The organism is Stenotrophomonas sp. YJH_SMC_29 (genome assembly GCF_059371235.1).
The window spans coordinates 70,387-88,866 of the sequence record NZ_JCAFUK010000019.1 but is presented as its reverse complement, the minus strand read 5'-3'; the positions used below and the strand labels follow the sequence as shown (position 1 = coordinate 88,866).

The following is an 18,480-nucleotide window of genomic DNA, read 5'->3' as shown; positions in this document are numbered from 1 at the left end:
ACCAAGTCTAATCCGCTCCAGCGCCGCTGGCCGCTCCCCTGCGGCGCCTGCCCTGTGCAGGATCTGGCTGAACGCGCAGCGGCGATCTTCACGCCGTCACCGGGGTGGTGCATGCTGGACCCTCGAGCCCTGCGCGGACACGGGGAGGTGGCCATGCAGGACGGGGTCAGGCGTCAAGAATGGCGTCCGCCGGCCGTTGAGGTCGGGGACGTGGAGGATTCGTTCGCGCATGAAGCCAGCCGACTGCACAAGGAACATCAACCGATGCCCGCGCTGAAGCGGGCGTTGGCCCGGCCGTTGCGCGCCATTACCTGGGGCGGCGTGCTGGTGGGCGTGCTGCTGGTGGCCGGCCTGACCCTGATGCTGGTCAACGACCACCACCGCCGCCTGGAAGCGGCGCAGCGGCAGAGCCGCGCGCTGGCGGTGGGCAGCGAGCGCCTGCTGGCCCTGGAGCTGCGCAACCTGGAGCGGGCCATGTCCGGCATCGCCGCCGATGCCGCGGAACTGTTCCGCAGTGTGCCGGCGCAGGCGCCGGCCCTGCTCGATGCGTCCATCGGCGGCGTGCTGCGCCGGCACGCCGAACTGCACAGCATCGTGGTGCTCGACAGCTATGGCCGCGCATTGACGGCCGGCAAGGGCGACCTGCAGTTGCCGCTGTGGACCGATCCGCAACGGCGCGGCCCGGGCAGCGCGCTGTACATCGGCCCGCCGCAGCGCGCCAGCGATGGGGGCTGGGTGGTCCCGCTGGCGCTGCCGATGGCCGATGGGCGCTGGCTGCTGGCACGGCTGCGCTGTGGCGAACTGCAGCGCATCGTCGGCGGCCTGGATGTCGGTCCCAACGGATTGGTCTCGATCAGCGATGCCCAGGGCTACATGCTGGCCCGCGTACCCGATCCGCATGGCACGGTGGGCCGCCGCTATGACCTGCCGCGCCGGGACCTGCTCGGCACGCAGGCAGTGGTCGAGCTGGGCAGCATGCCCGGCGTCGTCGACGGCGTGCCGCGCATCCTCACCATCAGCACGCTCGAACGCAGTCCGCTGGCGGTACAGGTCGGGTTGGCCGACGAGGACGTGCTGGCACCCTGGTGGCCGTACCTGCAGGCCTCGGTGGCGATCGTGCTGGCCTACATCGTGGTGTTGCTGGTGCTGCTGTACGCCGTCCGCCGCAGTACCCGCAGCCAGCAGGCGATGGCCGAGGAGCTGAAGGCCGGCCATGCCGAGCTGCGCCTGGCGCACCAGGTCGGGCGTGTCTGCACGTGGTACGTGGATGAGGACGCCGCGCTGCTGCGCTGGTCGCCGCTGGCCCGCGAGATCTTTGGGGTACAGACCGACGCCTTGCCGGTTGCGGATTTCTTCGCGCGCGTGCATCGCGATGATGCCGCGCGCCTGCAGCAGGCGTTCGACCAGGCCTTCGCCGGCGGCGCGGTGCTCGACCAGGTGTTCCGCCTGGTGCTGCCCGGAGGCGAGGTGCGCTGGGTCGGCGCGCGTGGGCAGCGGGTGGAAGTGGCCGACAGCGAGCGGCGCATGATCGGTGCCCTGACCGACCTGAGCGAACGCTATCAGGCGCGCGAGCAGATGAGCGAAGTGGAGCGCCGCTTCCGCCTGCTGTTCGACCGCAATCCGGCGCCGTTCTGGGTGTTCGACCCGGATACGCTGCGCTTCATCGAGGTCAACGACGCTGCGGTGCGCCAGTACGGCTACAGCCGCGACGAGTTCCTGGCGATGAGCATCCTCGACATCCGCCCGCGCGAAGGCTGGGACGAAGTGCGTGGTGCCATCCAACGGGCGCAGGTGGGCGATCCGCCCGACGCGACCGTGCGCCTGCACCGGCGCAAGGACGGCAGTGTGTTCGAGGTGCGCGCACACCTGTCCAAGCTCGATTTCGATGGGCAGCCCGCGTGCCTGGTGCTGGCCGAGGATGTCAGCGAGCGGCTGGCCTACGAGCGCGACCTGGCGTACCAGGCACGGCACAACCCGGCCACCGGCCTGCTCAATGTGCGCGCCCTGACCGAGCAGCTGGACGAGCAGGACGCCGGCTATACCATCGCCTTCGTGCAGCTGCGCGGCCTGCAGCTGGTGGCCGACACGCTCGGTCGCGAGATCGGTGATGCGGTGCTGCAGTCGATGGCGACCCGGCTCGGGGGCCTGGGCGCGCGCTGTGGCACGCTGGCGTTCCAGCCGGCCGAGGACTTCGTGTTCGCCATCGGTGCCGAGCACGATACCCAGCGCGTGCTGGACGACCTGCTGCAGATCGTGTCGGCGCCGATGCGCGGCAAGGACTCGCTGCACCAGTTCGAGCCGCGTATCGGCGTGGCCGTGCACATCGCCGGTGACGGGCACACGGCCGAGCAGGTGATCGGCATGGCCGCGCAGGCCGCGCATGCGGCGCGCGCCGAGGGCAACGTGGTGGTCTGGTTCGACGCGGCCGTGACCACGCGCCTGGCCGACCGCCTGCGCCTGGCCGGGCGCATCCATGCCGCCATCGACAACGAATTCCAGCTGTATTTCCAGCCGATCCGGCATGCCAGCGACGGCAGCCCGGCAGCGCTGGAGGCACTGCTGCGCTGGCCGCAGGCCGATGGCAGCTTCATCCCGCCCAACGAGTTCATCCAGCTGTGCGAGGACACCGGGTTGATCCTGGCGCTTGGCCGCTGGGTGATCCGCGCGGCGGCGAAGGCGCAGCGCCGTCTGGTCGACGCCGGGTGGGGCGAGCTGCCGATCGCGGTCAACGTGTCTGCGGTGCAGTTCTTCAACAGCGATCTGGTGGCCGAATTCACCCGTGCCCAGCAGGATTTCGGCCTGGCCCGCGGCGCGCTGCACGTGGAGCTGACCGAGAGCAGCCTGATGCGCAAGCCGGCGCAGGCGATGCAGACCATGCAGCGCCTGCATGAGCAGGGCATCCGCGTGTCGCTGGATGATTTCGGCACCGGCTATTCCAGCATGTCCTACCTGCAGCACCTGCCGCTGGACATCCTGAAGATCGACCGCAGCTTCGTCGCCGACGTGGAAACCAACCCACGCAATGCCTCGATCTGCCGCGCGCTGTTGTCGCTGGGGCACAGCATGGGCCTGACCATCATCGCCGAGGGCGTGGAAACGCCGGGGCAGCTGGACTGGCTGGCCGCGCACGGCTGTGACCAGGTGCAGGGCTATCTGCTGGGGCGGCCGGCGCCGCTGGAGCGGATCATCGACGCGCTGGATGAAGTCGCCGCCTAAGTGGGAGTGCCGGCCGCTGGCCGGCATTGGCCCAGGACCGGGAGGTGTCTGATTGCCGGCCAGCGGCCGGCACTACCGGCAAACGCCAGCCTCGGCTACACCCCGCTTTCCACCAGATGGTCGATGAAACTGCGCACCTTCGGTGCGAGGTGGCTGCGGCTGGTATAGACGGCGAAAATGCCGATCGGCGAGGCCTCCCATTCGGGCAGCACGCGCACCAGGCGGCCATCGGCCAGCGCGTCTTCCAGCAGGAAATCCGGTTGCAGGATCACGCCCATGCCGGCGATCGCCGCTTCGCGCAGCACGTCGCCGTTGTTGGCGTGCAGCAGGCTGTTCACCGCCACCTTGACCTCGCCGCCAGGTCCCTGCAGCGGCCAGTGGTCACCGGCGGCCCAGTAGCTGTAGCTCAGGCAGGCGTGGGCCTGCAGCTCCTGCGGATGCTGCGGGGTGCCGCGCGCGGCCAGGTAGGCCGGCGCCGCGCACAGGCTCACCCGTGACTCGCCCAGGCGGCGCGCAATCAGCGCCGGGCTCGGTTCGCGGGTGATGCGGATGGCCACGTCGTAGCCTTCCTCGACCATGTCGACCAGGCGGTCGGACAGGGCCAGGTCCAGTTCCACCTGCGGGAAGCGCTCGCGGTAGCGGGCCAGCAGCGGGCCGAGGCGGGCAATGCCCCAGCTGACGGGGGCGTTGATGCGCAGCGTCCCGGAAGGCTCCAGTGCCTGCGCGCCGATGCTGGCCTCCAGCGCATCGAACTCGGCCAGCAGGCGCACGCACTGCGCGTAGTAGGCGGCGCCGGCACTGGTCGGGCTGACCCGGCGCGTGGTGCGGTGGAGCAGGCGGGTGGACAGGCGTTTTTCCAGCGCCGCGACCTGGCGGGTGACGCCGGCGGTGGACAGGTCCAGGGCCTGGGCGGCGGCGCTGAAGCCATTGCGTTCGACCACCGCCACGAACACGCGCATCGCCTCGAGAGTGTCCATTGTTGCGCCTTTTGAAATAAATACGGTCAAACGATCCTATTTATCGGTCCACGAACGCGCAATAACCTGTCTCCACCCCCTCAAGGTGCTTTGCCATGCACACCACGACCGCTCCTGTCTCGTCGCTGGCCCCGTACGGTGCCACCCTGCTGCGCCTGGCCCTGGGCGTGCTGTTCCTGGTCCACGCCCTGACCAAGCTGCTGGTGTTCACCCCGGCCGGTACTGCCGCGTTCTTCGAATCGCTGGGCCTGCCTGGGGTACTCGGCTATCTCACCCTCGGCGTCGAACTGGCGATCAGCGCCGCGCTGCTGCTGGGCATCTACGCGCGCTGGATGGGCCTGATCGGCGTGCCGCTGCTGCTGGGCACCATCGTCACCGTGCACGGCGCCAACGGCTTCGGCTTCGCCAATGCCGGCGGCGGCTGGGAATACCCGGCGTTCTGGGCGCTGGCGCTGGTGGTGCTGTTCCTGATCGGCGATGGCAAGTGGACCCTGCGTTCGCGCTGATCGCCGCCCGACCCTGCAACTGGAGCCTTCCATGTCCCGCCTGCCTTCGCTGTACATCTCCCACGGTTCGCCGATGACCGCCCTGCATCCGGGCCAGGTCGGCGTGCGCCTGGCCGAGCTGGCGCGCGACCTGCCGACGCCGCGTGCCATCGTGATGGCCTCGGCGCACTGGCTGGGCCGGCAGCCGCTGGTCGGTGCGCACCCGCAGCCGCCGACGATCCACGACTTCGGCGGCTTCCCGCGCGCGCTGTTTGAACTGCAGTACCCGGCGCCCGGCGATCCGGCGCTGGCCGAAGAGGTGGCCGGCCGCATCGCCGCCGCCGGGCTGCCGGTGGCGCTCGACCCGCAGCGTGGCCTCGACCACGGTGCCTGGGTGCCGCTGCGGCTGCTGCGCCCGCAGGCCGACATCCCGGTGGTGCCGGTATCGATCCAGCCGCTGCTCGGCCCCGAGCATCAGTTCGCGCTGGGCCGCGCGCTGGCGCCGCTGCGCGAACAGGGCGTGCTGCTGGTCGGTTCGGGCAGCATCACCCACAACCTGCACGACTGGGGCGATTACCAGGACGGCAAGGAAGCACCGTATGTGCGGCCCTTCATCGAGTGGGTGGAGCAGCGGCTGGCCGCCGATGACCGCCAGGCGCTGTTCGATTACCGCCGGCAGGCCCCGTTCGCCGAGCGTGCGCACCCGACCGACGAGCACCTGCTGCCGCTGTTCTTCGCGATGGGTGCAGCCGGCGAGGGCGGTTTCGGTGCGCGCCGCATCGACGCCGGCATCGATGCCGGCTTCCTGGCCATGGATCTGTACCGCTTCGACGGGGCATGAGCCGGGGCTGACGCGCGGCGGCTGCGGCCGTCGCGGCCAGGGCCGCATGTGGTAGTTTTTTCCGGGTTTCCGGCGCTGGCCCTCGTGCCTCCCCACGCGCCGCTTCCTGGAAGAAGCATGCATACCATCGAAGTCGTCCTGGCGATGCTGGTGGCCGTTGTCGCCAGCGGCTACCTGGTTCGCGTCCTCCCGTTCTCGCTGCCGCTGCCGTTGGTGCAGATCGGCCTGGGGGCGGTGATCGCCGGCGTGTTCAACCGCGGCCACGCGCTGGAGCCGGAAGTGTTCTTCCTGCTGTTCCTGCCGCCGCTGCTGTTCCTGGATGGCTGGCGCATTCCCAAGCAGGGCCTGTTCCGCGACAAGGGGGCGATCCTCGAACTGGCGTTCGGCCTGGTGGTGTTCACCGTGATCGGTGCCGGCCTGCTGATCCACTGGATGATCCCGGTGATGCCGCTGGCGGTGTGCTTCGCGCTGGCGGCCATCGTCTCGCCGACCGACCCGGTGGCGGTGGGCGCGATTGCTTCGAAGGCACCGATTCCCAAGCGCCTGATGCACATCCTGGAAGGCGAATCGCTGCTCAACGATGCCTCCGGCCTGGTCTGCTTCCGCTTCGCGGTGGCGGCGGTGATGACCGGTTCCTTCTCGCTGGCCACGGCCTCGCTGACCTTCCTGTGGGTGGCGGTGGCCGGCCTGGCCGTGGGCGTGGCGGTTACCCTCGGCGTGTCCACGTTCCAGCGCTGGCTGTGGCGCCGCTTCGGCGAGGAGCCGGGTGCGGCGATGCTGGTCAACCTGCTGATCCCGTTTGCGGCCTACCTGCTGGCCGAAGAAATCCATGCCTCGGGCATCCTCGCCGCGGTCGCCGCCGGCATCGCGATGAGCTACGTCGAGCTGACCGGCCGTGTCTCCGGCAGCATGCGCGTGCAGCGCGCGGGTGTCTGGAACATGCTGCAGTTCAGCTTCAACGGCATCATGTTCGTGCTGCTGGGCGAGCAGTTGCCGGGCATCGTCGAGCGCGCCACCACCACCATGAACGAGTCCGGCCACCAGAGTGCATGGTGGCTGCTGGTCTACGTGGTGGTGATCAACCTGGCGTTGATCCTGCTGCGCCTGCTGTGGGTATGGCTGTCGCTGCGCTGGAACCTGCTGCGTGCGCGCCGTCGTGGCCTGGAGCGGGGCGAGGCGCCGAACTGGCGCATCGTGGTGGCGACCTCGGTGGCCGGCGTGCGCGGCGCGATCACCCTGGCCGGTGTGTTGACCCTGCCACTGTTCCTGCCCGATGGCAGCGCGTTCCCGGCGCGCGACCTGGTGATCTTCCTGGCCGCGGCGGTGATCCTGTTCTCGCTGGTCGGCGCCAGCGTGGCGCTGCCGCAGCTGCTGAAGGGCCTGCAGCTGCCGGCCGATTCGGGCGAGCGCAAGGAAGAGGACCTGGCACGCCGGCTGTCGTCCAAGGCCGCGCTGGCCGGGGTCGAGCGCATGCGCCAGCAGCTGGTGATGAACCAGAACACCGAGAACGTGCAGCTGTACAACGACGCTGCCTCGCGGGTGAGCCTGCTGTACCAGCGGCACCTGGAGAAGGACAACGACGGGCCCGACGTGGACCCGGAGAAGGTGCGGCGCATGGAGCTGGGTTACCGCCAGCTGCGCAGCGCCGGCCTCAATGCCGAGCGTGAGGAACTGTTCCGGCTGACCCGGCGCGGGGTGATCTCCGATGAGATCTCGCGGCGCCTGATCCGCAACCTGGACCTGCTGGAATCGCGCAAGCGCGAATGACCGTGTACCCCGGGTGGGTGCGGACCTTGGTCCGCACACCGTTCAGGCCTTACTCCGGCTTCTGGTCCAGGAAATACACCTCGACCTTGCCCTTGACCTTGATGGTCATCGGGTTGCCACGGCGGTCGCGGGCCTTGCCGGCCTGCACGCGGATCCAGCCTTCGCTGACCGAGTATTCCTCGACGTTGTCGCGCTCGACGTCGTTGAAACGCACGCCGACGCCGCGCTCCAGCGCCTGCGCATCATGGAAGGGGCTGGCCGGGTTGATCGCCAGGTGGTCGGGAGGGGTATCGCTCATCGCTTCATTCACAGTGACGGCCACCAAGGCCGGCTTCAGCGGCACAGGATAAACCGTAGAATGCCGACCTGCCCCAGAGGACGTTCCGCCATGCCCGACAACAGCGACTATTTCGACTTCGAGGAAGACATCCACGACTTCGACGAGGAGGGCTTCGAGGCGCGGGTCTGGAACCTGCTGGTGCTGATCAACCCGGGCGACGAAGAGCTGGCCCTGCAGCAGTTCAACCGCTGGCGCGAGCACCTGTCCGAGGACGGGCAGCCGCTGGAAGCGGACAGCGACTGGCTGCCGGCGCTGTTCACCGCCATTGCCTGGCAGTCCGGTTTCGATGTGGAGCGGGATGACCTGGAATCGCTGCAGTCGGCGGTCAACGAGCTGTCGGCGCGCTTCAACCTGCAGCTGGACTGGGGCGGGGACCTGGACGACGAGGACTTCGCCGAGGGCCTGGACGGCGTGCAGCTGATGTCCACCGCCTTCGACCGCCTGCGCGAGCACAATTACACGCTGTGGAGCGTGGATGCCGGCAGTGACGGCTTCACCGGGGTGATGGCATTGACCCGCGACGACGACGCGATGCTGGCGCTGTGCTCGCTGCTGAACGTGGAAATCCGGCTGGGCAGCGACCCGTTCTGAGCAATGGGCCGATCCGCCGGGCACGACCCGGCGGGTTGATCCGCTGAGGACGACCCGACGGGGTAGAGTCGACTGTTAGTCGACTGCTCTCCCATCCGGCCGCGAGACCCCCGCGCTGCGCGCGATAGTCGACTGACAGTCGACTCTACCCCGCCGGTGCCGGTTGGTGTCCGGCGAACCCGCGGCGCGGCCTACGGCCGGTACTGCGCCCGGGCGTTGGCGATCACCGCTTTGACCAGTTCGCGGTCGGCATGCCGCGAAATCGCTTGCGCGCCGAGCGCGATCGCCTGCGCGCGCAGCTCGGCAGTGACATCGTAATGGGCACCGCTGGCCTTGTTCTGGAAGGCCCGCGGTGGAATGCCGAGCTGCGCCGCCATGGCGTGCAGCTCGGCCAGGGTGTCGGCCATCAGGTGCGCCCAGCGCTGTCCGCGCCAGGGATGCACCGCGTCATCGACGTAGACCGTCACCGCCGCGGCCGGTTCAGGCCTGCGGCTTGCTGTCGCTGTCAGCGGCCGGGGCGGCCTCGGCAGCAGCGTCAACCACGTCGCCTTCGGCAGCCGCGGCGGCTTCTTCGCCTTCTTCGGCTTCCACGGTCTCGAACTCGGCGACCAGCTTGTCCAGGTACTCGTCAGCGGTCTGATCGGATTCGGCGGCCAGGGTGTCCAGCAGCGACTTCAGCAGTTCGGAATATTCCAGGTTGACCTTGCGGCCTTCCTTTTCCTGCACGTTGGACAGGTGCTTGAGCATGGCCAGCATCGGCACCGGGTTCTCGGCATTGCCCATGGTCTGGCCGCCGATGGCCAGCAGCCACTCACGGCCCTGCAGGCCGATGGCCGCCACCACCTGGCCGTCTTCGTTGGTCAGCACGGCATGGTTCTGCACCTGCTGCTGGGCGTTAAGGCGGAGGAACGGGCGCTTGCCCTGCTGCTTCTTGCGCTTGTCGCGCTTGGCCTTGGAGTTCTGGGACATGGGGGTGGAATCACCTGGAAACGGAAAGACCGCCATTGTAGCGGGTGCGCCGGGGGATGCCCCTGGTGGGTGCGGACCTTGGTCCGCACGCTTTCCCGGATGTGCGGACCAAGGTCCGCACCCACCGTCTACTTTGCCTCACCCTGCGCGGCCTGCACGTCCGGGTCGGCGGTCGGCGCCGACAGCCCGACCTGCGGCCCGGCGCCGGCCAGCGCGGCCGCTTCGGCGGCCTGGGTCATCACCACGATGCTGATACGGCGGTTGATCGGGTTCTGCGGGTCGGCCTTGTCGAACAGCACTGACGAGGACAGGCCGACCACGCGGGTGATCTTGCTGTCCTCCAGGCCGCCGTCCACCAGTGCACGTCGTGCAGCGTTGGCGCGGTCGGCGCTCAGTTCCCAGTTGCCGTAGCCGCGTGCGGCCGAATAGGCGGTGATGTCGGTGTGGCCGGTCAGGCTGATCCGGTTCGGCACGTGGTTCAGGTAGTTGGCCAGCTCGTGCAGGATCTGTTGGGTGTACGGCTTCAGCGTAGCGCTGCCGAGGTCGAACATCGGCCGGTTCTGCTTGTCCACGATCTGGATGCGCAGGCCTTCCGGGGTCAGGTCCAGCAGCAGCTGGTCCTTGAACGGTTCCAGTGCCTGGCTCTTGCTGATCGCTTCCTGCAGTTCCTTCATCAGCGCTTCCAGCTGCTGCTTGTCGCGCTGCTGCTGGTCCACCGGCTGCGGCACCGCTTCCTTCTGGTTCTGGAAGGGATCGTTGCTGCTGCCGCGCGAGATGTCGGTGGCGCCGCCCAGCTTGATCATCGAGGTGCTGGCGCCGCCCGGGCCGGCCATGCCGGGCGCCGGCGTGGCGTTCTGCCCGCTCAGCGGGCTGGGGTTGCGGAAGTACTCCGAAATCGCCGCACGGTCGTTCTTGTTGGTGGTGGCCATCAGCCACAGCACCAGGAAGAAGGCCATCATCGCGGTCACGAAGTCGGCATAGGCCACCTTCCACGACCCGCCGTGGTGAGCGGCGTGGCCGGCTTTCTTGACCCGGCGGACGATGACGGTGGGCTTGTTCTCGGCCATGGCTTACTTGACCGTCTTCAGGTGCTGCTCGAAATCGGAGAAGGCCGGGCGCACGTTCGACGGCAGCGTCTTGCGGGCGAATTCCAGCGCGATCTTCGGGTTGTAACCGCGCAGGCAGGCCAGCAGGGCAGTCTTGACCGATTCGTAGATGCGGCTGTCCTGCTCGGCGCGTGCCTCCATGGCGGCGGCCATCGGGCCGACGAAGCCGTAGCCGAGCAGGATGCCGAGGAAGGTGCCGACCAGTGCACCGGCCACGTGGCCACCGACCTCGACGATGTCGCCGCCGATCGAGCCCATGGTGATGACGATGCCCAGCACCGCCGCGACGATGCCGAAACCGGGCAGTCCGTCGGCGACCTTGGTCAGCACCTGCGACGGTGCCATGGCCTCGGCGTGGTGCTTCTCCAGTTCCAGCTCCAGCAGCGGCTCGAGCTCGTGCGGCTCGATGTTGCTGCCGATCATCAGGCGCAGGCAGTCGGTGATGAAGTCGATCAGGTGGTGGTCGGCCTGCACCTTGGGGTAGTTGGCGAACAGGGCGCTCTCGGCCGGCCGCTCGACATGGTCTTCCAGGGCCATGAAGCCTTCGCGGCGGGCCTTGTTGAGCAGTTCATAAAGCAGGCTGAGGACATCGATGTAGTCCTGCTGCTTGTAGCGCGGGCCCTTGAACACGCCGACCATGGCCTGCAGGGTCTGCTTGACCGTCTTGGCCGGGGTGCCGACCAGGAACGCGCCCAGTGCGGCGCCGCCGATGATGACCAGCTCGTAGGGCTGCCAGAGGGCACCCAGGCGGCCGTGGGCACCGAGGTAGCCCCCGATCACGCTGATGATGACGACCAGGAATCCAACGATGATGAGCATGGGGCGACGCAGGGAGGGGGGATATCTCCTTGTCGGCCCGTCGCCCGGTTTTCTGAAGAGGGAATTCTGTGAAATCGGTCAGCGGGGTGTTTCAGCCCGCCACACCGGCTTCGGCACCGCCACGCTGCAGCGGATCGGGCCAGGGCTCGCCCGTGCCGACGAACGAAAGTGAGACGGAGTTCAGGCAGTGGCGCTCGTAGGTGGGCGGCGGACCGTCCGGGAACACGTGGCCCAGGTGGCTGCCGCAGCGGGCGCAGGTGATCTCGGTGCGCACCATGCCATGGCTGGTATCGCGGATCTCGCGCACGTGCGCCGGGTCGAACGGGGCGAAGAAGCTGGGCCAGCCGGTGCCGGAATCGAACTTGGTGCTGGAGCGGAACAGCGGCAGGGCACACAGCCGGCAGCAGTAGACGCCATCGCGCTTGTTGTCGAGGAACACGCCGCAGAAGGGCGCCTCGGTACCGTGCTGCAGCAGCACGCGGCGCTCTTCGCTGCTGAGGCCGGCGACCAGCGCCTCGGTCTGGGTGGCAGTAGGGGGCGTCAGGTCGAAGGCAGTCATGCCGGCTCTCCGTGGGGTCGATGGCCTGGGATGCCGGACAACGTGGGGGTCGTGGCGCGCGCTTGCAAGTGTGATGGCCGTTCATGGGCGGCACACAGGCGCGGGCGCAAGGTGACTGCGATCCACGCCGGAGCGTGCCATGAAACCGACCCTTCCCCTGCTGTTGATCGCCCTGATGCCGGCACTGGCGCAGGCCCAGATGCCCACGGCCGACCCGACCGCCACCCGCAGCGCGACCCGCGTGGCCCCGCCGCCGGTGGCACCCCCGCCACAAGCGGCCCGGCCGCAGCCGCTTGTGCTGCCGTCGCCGCAGCCCACGCAGCCGATCAAGTCCACCGGTCCGGCCCAGGTCGCGCCCGCCCCGGCGCCGAAGCCGGCCGACAAGGTCTATGACCGCAACGGCCGCATCGTGCCCGGGGTCCGCCCCGCAGGCCCGAACCGCGTGTTCGATTCGCGCACCGGTCGTTATTACGACAGCGTGCCGGCCGGCGATGGCCAGCAGATCAAGCGCTGACGCCGCCGCAGGCCCGGCGGGCGGACACGCTGGCCTGAACGCACGAAAACAACGATCTGCCAATCACTGCTTTTTCGCCTGCGATTAACCGCTGCCGGACCAACGTGGCCGTGCGCCGGCATTCCGCCGCCGCATGTCCTTCGTCCACTGGATCGCGATCATGAAAAACCAGCAGAACCGTCATCCCGGCAAGGAACCGCAGGGCCGCAACCCGCAGCAGCAACAGCAGCAGCAACAGCAGATGGAGCCGCAGCAGCACAAGGGCGGCAAGCCGCAGGAACAGCGCTCGCAGAAGCATCCGCAGCAGCGCTGACTATCGCCATGACCGGGGTCAGGGCCCGCGGCGCGGGAGCCGACCCCTTGCCAGCTGGCGACCGGGGTCGGATCCCGCGCAGCGGGCTCTGGCCCCAACCGGTTCCCAGCTTCAATCCGGAATCGGCAGGCTCAGCGTCTCTTTCACTTCTTCCATCACGATGTAGCTCTTCGATTCCCGTACATGCGGCAGCGTCAGCAACGTGCTGCCCAGCAGCTTGCGGTACGAGGCCATCTCGCTGATCCGCGCCTTCAGCAGGTAATCGAAGTCGCCCGACACCAGGTGGCACTCCAGCACGTTGGGAAGCTTCAGCGCCGCGCGCCGGAACTCCTCGAAGATGTCCCCGGACTTGTAGGCCAGGCTGATCTCCACGAACACCAGCAGGCTGGCCTTCACTGCCGCCGGGTCGAGGTGCGCGTGGTAGCCGGTGATCACCCCTTCGCGCTCGAGCCGGCGCACGCGCTCGGTGCACGGGGTGGTCGACAGGCCGACCCGTTCACCCAGTTCGGTGAAGGAAATACGGCCCTCGGCCTGCAGGATGCGCAGGATCTTGCGGTCGATCTTGTCCAGTTCGCGGGTCCGGGGGGCCATGGCCGTCAACCTCGGGGAATGAATTGCAGGAGAACATCCTGCCGGTTGATTGTAAATCAGGCAAATCGACTGGTATTGCCTGTCTATACTTCCCCAATTATGGTCCCCGCGCGCTCTGGTGCAGGGAATGATCGGGTTGGAGAATTCCCATGCGAGTCCTAGTTCTCGGCAGCGGCGTGATCGGCACCACCAGTGCCTGGTACCTGCGACAGGCCGGGTTTGAAGTCACGGTGATCGACCGCCAGCCCGGCCCGGCGCTGGAGACCAGCTTCGCCAATGCCGGCCAGCTGTCGTTTGGCTACACCTCGCCCTGGGCGGCCCCCGGCGTGCCGAAGAAAGCGATCGGCTGGCTGTTCGAGAAACACGCGCCGCTGGCGATCAAGCCGGGCATGGACCTGGCCCAGTACCGCTGGCTGTGGCAGATGCTGCGCAACTGCACGCATGAGCGCTATGCGATCAACAAGGCGCGCATGGTGCGCATGTCCGAATACAGCCGCGACTGCCTGAACGAGCTGCGCGCGCAGATCGGCATCGAATTCGAAGGCCGCGACCTGGGTACCACCCAGCTGTTCCGTACCCAGCAGCAGCTGGACGCTTCGGCGCAGGACATCGAGATCCTGGCCCAGTACGGCGTGCCGTACGAGGTGCTGGACCGCGCCGGCATCATCCAGGCCGAACCGGCCCTGGCCCATGTCGACGGCCTGGTCGGCGCACTGCGCCTGCCACGTGACCAGACCGGCGACTGCCAGCTGTTCACCCGCCGCCTGGCGCAGATGTGCGTGGATGCCGGCGTCGAATTCCGCTTCGACCAGGACATCACCGGCCTGGAGTTTGAGGGCGACCGCATCACCGGCGTGCGCATCGACGGCAAGCGGGAAACCGCCGACCGCTTCGTGGTCGCGCTCGGCAGCTACTCGCCGGCGCTGGTGGCACCGCTGGGCATGCGCCTGCCGGTGTACCCGCTGAAGGGCTATTCGCTGACCCTGCCGATCACCGACCCGGCGATGGCGCCGACCTCGACCATCCTCGACGAGAGTTACAAGGTGGCGGTGACCCGCTTCGACGACCGCATCCGCGTCGGTGGCATGGCCGAAGTGGCCGGTTTCGACCTGTCGCTGTCGCAGCGCCGCCGCGAAACCCTGGAGCTGGTGGTCAGCGACCTCTACCCGAAGGGCGGTGACCTGTCGCGCGCGCAGTTCTGGACCGGCCTGCGCCCGGCCACGCCCGATGGCACGCCGGTGATCGGCGCCACGCCGTTCCGCAATCTCTACCTCAACACCGGCCACGGCACGCTGGGCTGGACCATGGCCTGTGGCTCGGGCCGCTACCTGGCCGACCTGATGAGCGCGCGCCAGCCGCAGATCAGCACCGAAGGTCTGGATATTTTCCGCTACGGCCAGTACGGTCACGCGCCGCAACACGAGAACCGCACATGCGTCCTGCCCGCGCGCTGATCGATCTGGGCGCCCTGCGCAGCAACTACCGGTTTGCCCGTGAACTGGGCGGTGGCAAGGCCCTGGCGATCATCAAGGCTGATGCTTATGGGCATGGCGCAGTGCGCTGTGCGCAGGCGCTGGAAGGCGAGGCCGATGGCTTCGGCGTGGCCACCATCGAAGAAGCGCTGGAGCTGCGCCAGGCCGGCATCCGAGCACCGATCCTGCTGCTGGAAGGCATCTTCGAGCCCAGCGACATGGCATTGGTGGCCGAACACGATTTCTGGTTCGCCGTCGGTTCGCCGTGGCAGGTGGAGGCGCTGGCCGCCTTCGCCAGCCCGCGCCCGCTGACGGTGTGGCTGAAGCTGGACAGCGGCATGCATCGCCTGGGCCTGGACGTGGACAGCTTCCGCGCCGCGCATGCACGCCTGTCGACGCTGCCGCAGGTCGAACGCATCGTACTGATGACCCACCTGGCGCGCGCCGACGAGCTGGACAGCGAGCGCACCCACGAACAGGCCGCGACCTTCGCCCGCGCCATCGACGGCCTGCACGGCGAGACCAGCGTATGCAATTCGCCGGCACTGCTGGGCTGGCCGGATGTACGCAGCGACTGGGTGCGCCCGGGCCTGATGCTGTACGGCGCCAACCCGCTGCCGGACGACACCGCGTTGACCGAGCGCCTGCGCCCGGTGATGACGATGCAGTCGAAGGTGATTGCCGAACGCTGGATCGAGGCCGGCGAGCCGGTGGGGTATGGCGCGCGCTTCGTGGCGAAGGCGCGCACCCGCGTGGGCGTGGTCGCGCTCGGCTATGCCGACGGTTATCCGCAGTTCGCCCCCAACGGCACGCCGGTATTGATCGATGGCCAGCCCGGCGCACTGATCGGGCGCGTGTCGATGGACATGCTGACGGTGGACCTGACTGCGCACGCGCAGGCCGGCGTCGGCAGCGTGGTGGAACTGTGGGGCGCTGCGCCGACGCTGTCGGAACTGGCGCCGCGCTGTGGCGTGAGTGCCTACCAGCTGCCGTGCGCGGTCAAGCGTGTGGCGCGGGTGTACCAGGAGTGACGTAATGCCGGCCAGCGGCCGGCATTACCAAGACCAGGGCTGGCGCCGGGCCATGCCCGGCGGTTGCCCATCATCGTGCAGCGGTAGCCCGCGTGCTCAGCTCGCGCTTGACCCAGTCGTCGATCAGGCGCTTCTCGTAGCGCAGCGGATCGCTGTCGCTCTTCAGCCCCAGGTTGTGCAGGTAGCCGGTGTCGCTGAGCTTGGCTTCGCCCTCATCGACGATGCGGCCGCTGGCGTCCTTCAGCGTGTACTGCAGGGTGATCCGCGGCGGATAGATGTCGCGCATGATCCGGATGTCGCTGCCTCGCGGGCCGTGCCAGGGCTCGTAGTCGCCGGCGCGCTTGATGTCGACCAGGGTCACGTCCAGGGTCTGCCCGGGCTGCAGCGGCTTGGCTGCAGTGGTCTGCACGTAGCTGGCCAGCTGCTGCACCCAGTTGCCGCGTTCGGCTTCGAAGCGGTTGGTGCTCTGGCGGATCTCGGTGAATGTGGCCGGATCGTCCCATTTCACGCTGACCGGCCCGTTGGCCTGCAGCGCACGGGGCGCGTCCGGATCAGTGACGGCGCGCGGCGCGGCGTTCGCGCTGCCGGCCATGAGGGCGCCTGCCAGCAGCAGGGCAGTGGCCGATGAGCGGTTCATGACGGTCTCCTGCGTCCCATCAATGGGGACGATGCGGTTCTCGGAGCGAGTGTGATCCCGCATTCCGGTGGCCGCAACGGCCGATTGCGACATACGCAAGAGCGGTTGCCGCCAATTCATCGTCGTCAACCATGACTGACGGCGCTTGACGCTGTGAATACGCCCTTTGGAAGATGCTGTGTCTCCAACCCGGCCCGTCCAGACGCCCTTGTCCACACTGCCGCCCCTAGTGGAGCGCCCACCGATGATGGTGCCGGCGCCCGAACCCGACCTGCATCATGGCGTGCTTGAACGCATCAACGCCGGTTTCTGCGTGATCCAGGTGCTGTTCGAGGGCGACCGTGCGGTCGACTATCGCTTCATCGAGGTCAACGACGCGTTCGAACGCCATACCGGCCTGAAGGACGCGCGTGGCCAGCGCATGACCGCGCTGGAACCCAATCATGAGCAGGACTGGTTCCGCATCTATGGCGAGGTCGCCCGCAGCGGCCGCCCGGCCCAGTTCGAGATGGAAGCGCGTGCGCTGGGTCGTTCGTTCGCGGTCGACGCGGTGCGCGTGGGCCGGCCGGGCGAGGACAAGGTCGGCATCCTGTTCTTCGACATCACCGCGCGCAAGCAGATGGAAGTGGAGCTGGGCGAGAGCGAAGCGCGCTTCAGCGCGCTGGCCGACGGCCTGCCGATGCCGGTGTGGGTGCTCGATGAGCGTGGGCACGCCCGTTTCGTCAACAGCGCTTTCAGCGAGTTCTTCGGTGGCGACGAGACGCGCGTTCCGGAAGACGTCTGGCGTGGCCTGGTGCATCCGGACGATGCCTCGGTGTTCGAATACGAACTCCAGGAGGCGTTGAAGGCGCAGCGCTCGATGCACGCGCTGGTGCGTGCGCGGCGTGCCGATGGCCAATGGCGCTGGCTGGAGATGAACGCCCGCCCGCGCTTCTCGCGCATGGGCCGCTTCATCGGCCTGGCCGGCAGCAGCCCGGACGTGACCGAACGCCGCGAGATCGAGCTGGCCCGCGAGGAGCTGTTGCAGTCCGAGCGCGCCGCACGCAGTGCCGCGGAAAACATGGCGCGGCTGAAGGATGAGTTCCTGGCCACGCTGTCGCATGAACTGCGTACGCCGCTGACCACCATTCTTGGCTGGAGCGAACTGCTGCTGCAGCGCGTGGACGACACCAGTCCGCTGTACAAGGGCCTGAACGTGATCGCCAACAGCGCCGGCGCGCAGAAGCGGCTGATCTCGGACATGCTCGACCTCAGCAGCATGCTGCTGGGCAAGGTGCAGCTGGAGGTGGAAGTGCTGGACCTGCGCACCGTGCTTGGCGAAGCCATTGGTGCGCAGGAACTGGTCGCCGAAGGCAAGGCACTGGACGTGCACCTGCAGCTGCCCGAGCAGCCCAGCCTGGTGCTGGGTGATGCCACGCGCCTGCAGCAGGTGTTTTGGAACCTGCTCTCCAACGCCATCAAGTTCACCCCGGCCGAAGGCCGCATCGACCTGCAGCTGCAGGCCGACGGCAATCACTGGGTGATCACCGTGCGCGACACCGGCGACGGCATCGCGCCTGAATTCCTCAATCATCTGTTCAGCCGTTTCCGCCAGGCCGACGGCACCACCACGCGCCGCCACGGCGGGCTGGGGCTGGGCCTGGCGATCGTGCAGCAGCTGGTGGAACTGCACGGCGGCACGGTCACGGCGGCCAGCGAAGGGCATGGCCTCGGTGCCACGTTCACCGTGCGCCTGCCGCAGCACCTTCCCGATGCCGAGCGGCGGCCACTGCGCGAAGTGATCAGCGGGCCGATCCTGGAGCCGGTGATCGTCGAACCGTATCCGCTGCGCGGCATGCACGTGCTGGCGGTGGAAGACCAGCCGGAAGTGCTGGAATACCTGCGCCGCATGCTGGAAGAGCAGGGCGCCAGCGTGTCCGCGGCCAGCTCGGCCGGCGAGGCGTTGGCGCTGCTGGCCGACACCGGCCATCTGCAGTACCACGTGCTGCTGACTGACATCGGCATGCCGGGCATGGATGGCTATGGCCTGGTGCGCACGCTGCGCGAGGACATGGGCGTGGATGCGGCGACCTTGCCTGCGGTGGCGGTGACTGCACTGGCGCGTGCCGACGACCGCCGCCGCGCGCTGGCATCGGGCTTCCAGGAGCATGTGGCCAAGCCGTACTCGGTAGCGCAGCTGGTGGCCGCTGTGCGCAAGGTGCAGGTGCCGCGCGCGGACAACGCGCTGCACTGAGCATTCACGGACGATCGGC

General features: G+C 68.3%; 19 protein-coding genes. 10 read left to right on the top strand and 9 right to left on the bottom strand.

The window, feature by feature from the left end; all coding sequences use genetic code 11:
* The first annotated feature begins 153 nt into the window (after positions 1-153).
* Entirely contained in the window at positions 154-3,216 is a 3,063-nt protein-coding gene (locus tag AC5P9I_RS18095) for a bifunctional diguanylate cyclase/phosphodiesterase (protein WP_164688873.1), read from the top strand.
* A gap of 95 nt (positions 3,217-3,311) precedes the next feature.
* Here the strand turns inward: AC5P9I_RS18095 and AC5P9I_RS18090 are convergent, their stop codons facing one another.
* Positions 3,312-4,193 (bottom strand): LysR family transcriptional regulator, encoded by an 882-nt coding sequence (locus AC5P9I_RS18090; protein WP_053462055.1) that lies wholly within the window; start codon positions 4,191-4,193, stop codon positions 3,312-3,314.
* 95 nt (positions 4,194-4,288) lie between these two features.
* Here AC5P9I_RS18090 and AC5P9I_RS18085 point away from each other — a divergent pair, with 95 nt between their 5' ends.
* From AC5P9I_RS18085 to AC5P9I_RS18075, 3 genes are all read left to right on the top strand, one after another.
* On the top strand, positions 4,289-4,699 hold the full coding sequence (locus AC5P9I_RS18085) for a DoxX family protein (RefSeq protein ID WP_049464552.1): 411 nt from the start codon (positions 4,289-4,291) through the stop codon (positions 4,697-4,699).
* Positions 4,700-4,730: 31 nt separating this feature from the next.
* Entirely contained in the window at positions 4,731-5,519 is a 789-nt protein-coding gene (locus AC5P9I_RS18080; RefSeq protein ID WP_049464550.1) for a dioxygenase family protein, read from the top strand.
* A gap of 117 nt (positions 5,520-5,636) precedes the next feature.
* Positions 5,637-7,286 (top strand): Na+/H+ antiporter, encoded by a 1,650-nt coding sequence (locus AC5P9I_RS18075; RefSeq protein WP_005415111.1) that lies wholly within the window; start codon positions 5,637-5,639, stop codon positions 7,284-7,286.
* Positions 7,287-7,335: 49 nt separating this feature from the next.
* Here the strand turns inward: AC5P9I_RS18075 and AC5P9I_RS18070 are convergent, their stop codons facing one another.
* On the bottom strand, positions 7,336-7,584 hold the full coding sequence (locus AC5P9I_RS18070) for a DUF3297 family protein (RefSeq protein WP_005415112.1): 249 nt from the start codon (positions 7,582-7,584) through the stop codon (positions 7,336-7,338).
* Between the two features lie 90 nt (positions 7,585-7,674).
* Here AC5P9I_RS18070 and AC5P9I_RS18065 point away from each other — a divergent pair, with 90 nt between their 5' ends.
* Entirely contained in the window at positions 7,675-8,217 is a 543-nt protein-coding gene (locus AC5P9I_RS18065) for a DUF6630 family protein (protein WP_032959249.1), read from the top strand.
* A gap of 191 nt (positions 8,218-8,408) precedes the next feature.
* Here AC5P9I_RS18065 and AC5P9I_RS18060 read toward each other — a convergent pair whose 3' ends face one another.
* The 5 genes from AC5P9I_RS18060 to msrB form a co-directional block, all read right to left on the bottom strand.
* On the bottom strand, positions 8,409-8,684 hold the full coding sequence (locus AC5P9I_RS18060; RefSeq protein ID WP_014035835.1) for a DUF4031 domain-containing protein: 276 nt from the start codon (positions 8,682-8,684) through the stop codon (positions 8,409-8,411).
* Positions 8,685-8,697: 13 nt separating this feature from the next.
* On the bottom strand, positions 8,698-9,186 hold the full coding sequence (locus AC5P9I_RS18055) for a hypothetical protein (RefSeq protein ID WP_130768530.1): 489 nt from the start codon (positions 9,184-9,186) through the stop codon (positions 8,698-8,700).
* 128 nt (positions 9,187-9,314) lie between these two features.
* Positions 9,315-10,253, bottom strand: a complete 939-nt coding sequence (gene motB, locus AC5P9I_RS18050; protein ID WP_057494271.1) for a flagellar motor protein MotB — start codon at positions 10,251-10,253, stop codon at positions 9,315-9,317.
* Between the two features lie 3 nt (positions 10,254-10,256).
* On the bottom strand, positions 10,257-11,111 hold the full coding sequence (motA, locus tag AC5P9I_RS18045) for a flagellar motor stator protein MotA (RefSeq protein ID WP_014645799.1): 855 nt from the start codon (positions 11,109-11,111) through the stop codon (positions 10,257-10,259).
* A gap of 91 nt (positions 11,112-11,202) precedes the next feature.
* Positions 11,203-11,670 carry a peptide-methionine (R)-S-oxide reductase MsrB gene (msrB, locus tag AC5P9I_RS18040; RefSeq protein ID WP_130768529.1) on the bottom strand — a complete coding sequence of 156 codons (468 nt, stop codon included), beginning with the start codon at positions 11,668-11,670 and terminating at the stop codon, positions 11,203-11,205.
* 139 nt (positions 11,671-11,809) lie between these two features.
* On the opposite strand from msrB, the gene AC5P9I_RS18035 reads away from it, so the two are divergent.
* Positions 11,810-12,184, top strand: a complete 375-nt coding sequence (locus tag AC5P9I_RS18035; protein WP_130768528.1) for a classical arabinogalactan protein 4 — start codon at positions 11,810-11,812, stop codon at positions 12,182-12,184.
* A 133-nt stretch (positions 12,185-12,317) separates the two neighbouring features.
* Complete coding sequence (locus AC5P9I_RS18030; protein WP_053462060.1) at positions 12,318-12,497, top strand: hypothetical protein; 180 nt, start codon at positions 12,318-12,320, stop codon at positions 12,495-12,497.
* 111 nt (positions 12,498-12,608) lie between these two features.
* Here AC5P9I_RS18030 and AC5P9I_RS18025 read toward each other — a convergent pair whose 3' ends face one another.
* On the bottom strand, positions 12,609-13,088 hold the full coding sequence (locus AC5P9I_RS18025) for an Lrp/AsnC ligand binding domain-containing protein (RefSeq protein WP_049464533.1): 480 nt from the start codon (positions 13,086-13,088) through the stop codon (positions 12,609-12,611).
* A gap of 149 nt (positions 13,089-13,237) precedes the next feature.
* Between AC5P9I_RS18025 and AC5P9I_RS18020 the strand changes: the two genes are divergently transcribed.
* Both AC5P9I_RS18020 and alr read left to right on the top strand, forming a co-directional pair.
* Positions 13,238-14,542 (top strand): D-amino acid dehydrogenase, encoded by a 1,305-nt coding sequence (locus AC5P9I_RS18020; RefSeq protein ID WP_032959242.1) that lies wholly within the window; start codon positions 13,238-13,240, stop codon positions 14,540-14,542.
* Positions 14,521-15,591 carry an alanine racemase gene (gene alr / locus AC5P9I_RS18015; RefSeq protein WP_049464532.1) on the top strand — a complete coding sequence of 357 codons (1,071 nt, stop codon included), beginning with the start codon at positions 14,521-14,523 and terminating at the stop codon, positions 15,589-15,591. The genes AC5P9I_RS18020 and alr overlap by 22 nt, the downstream gene beginning before the upstream one ends.
* A gap of 70 nt (positions 15,592-15,661) precedes the next feature.
* Here alr and AC5P9I_RS18010 read toward each other — a convergent pair whose 3' ends face one another.
* The gene (locus AC5P9I_RS18010) at positions 15,662-16,228 is read right to left on the bottom strand and encodes a DUF3016 domain-containing protein (RefSeq protein ID WP_130768527.1); all 567 of its coding nucleotides are present in this window, start codon (positions 16,226-16,228) and stop codon (positions 15,662-15,664) included.
* 244 nt (positions 16,229-16,472) lie between these two features.
* On the opposite strand from AC5P9I_RS18010, the gene AC5P9I_RS18005 reads away from it, so the two are divergent.
* Complete coding sequence (locus AC5P9I_RS18005) at positions 16,473-18,461, top strand: hybrid sensor histidine kinase/response regulator (RefSeq protein WP_057494275.1); 1,989 nt, start codon at positions 16,473-16,475, stop codon at positions 18,459-18,461.
* Positions 18,462-18,480: the final 19 nt, after the last annotated feature.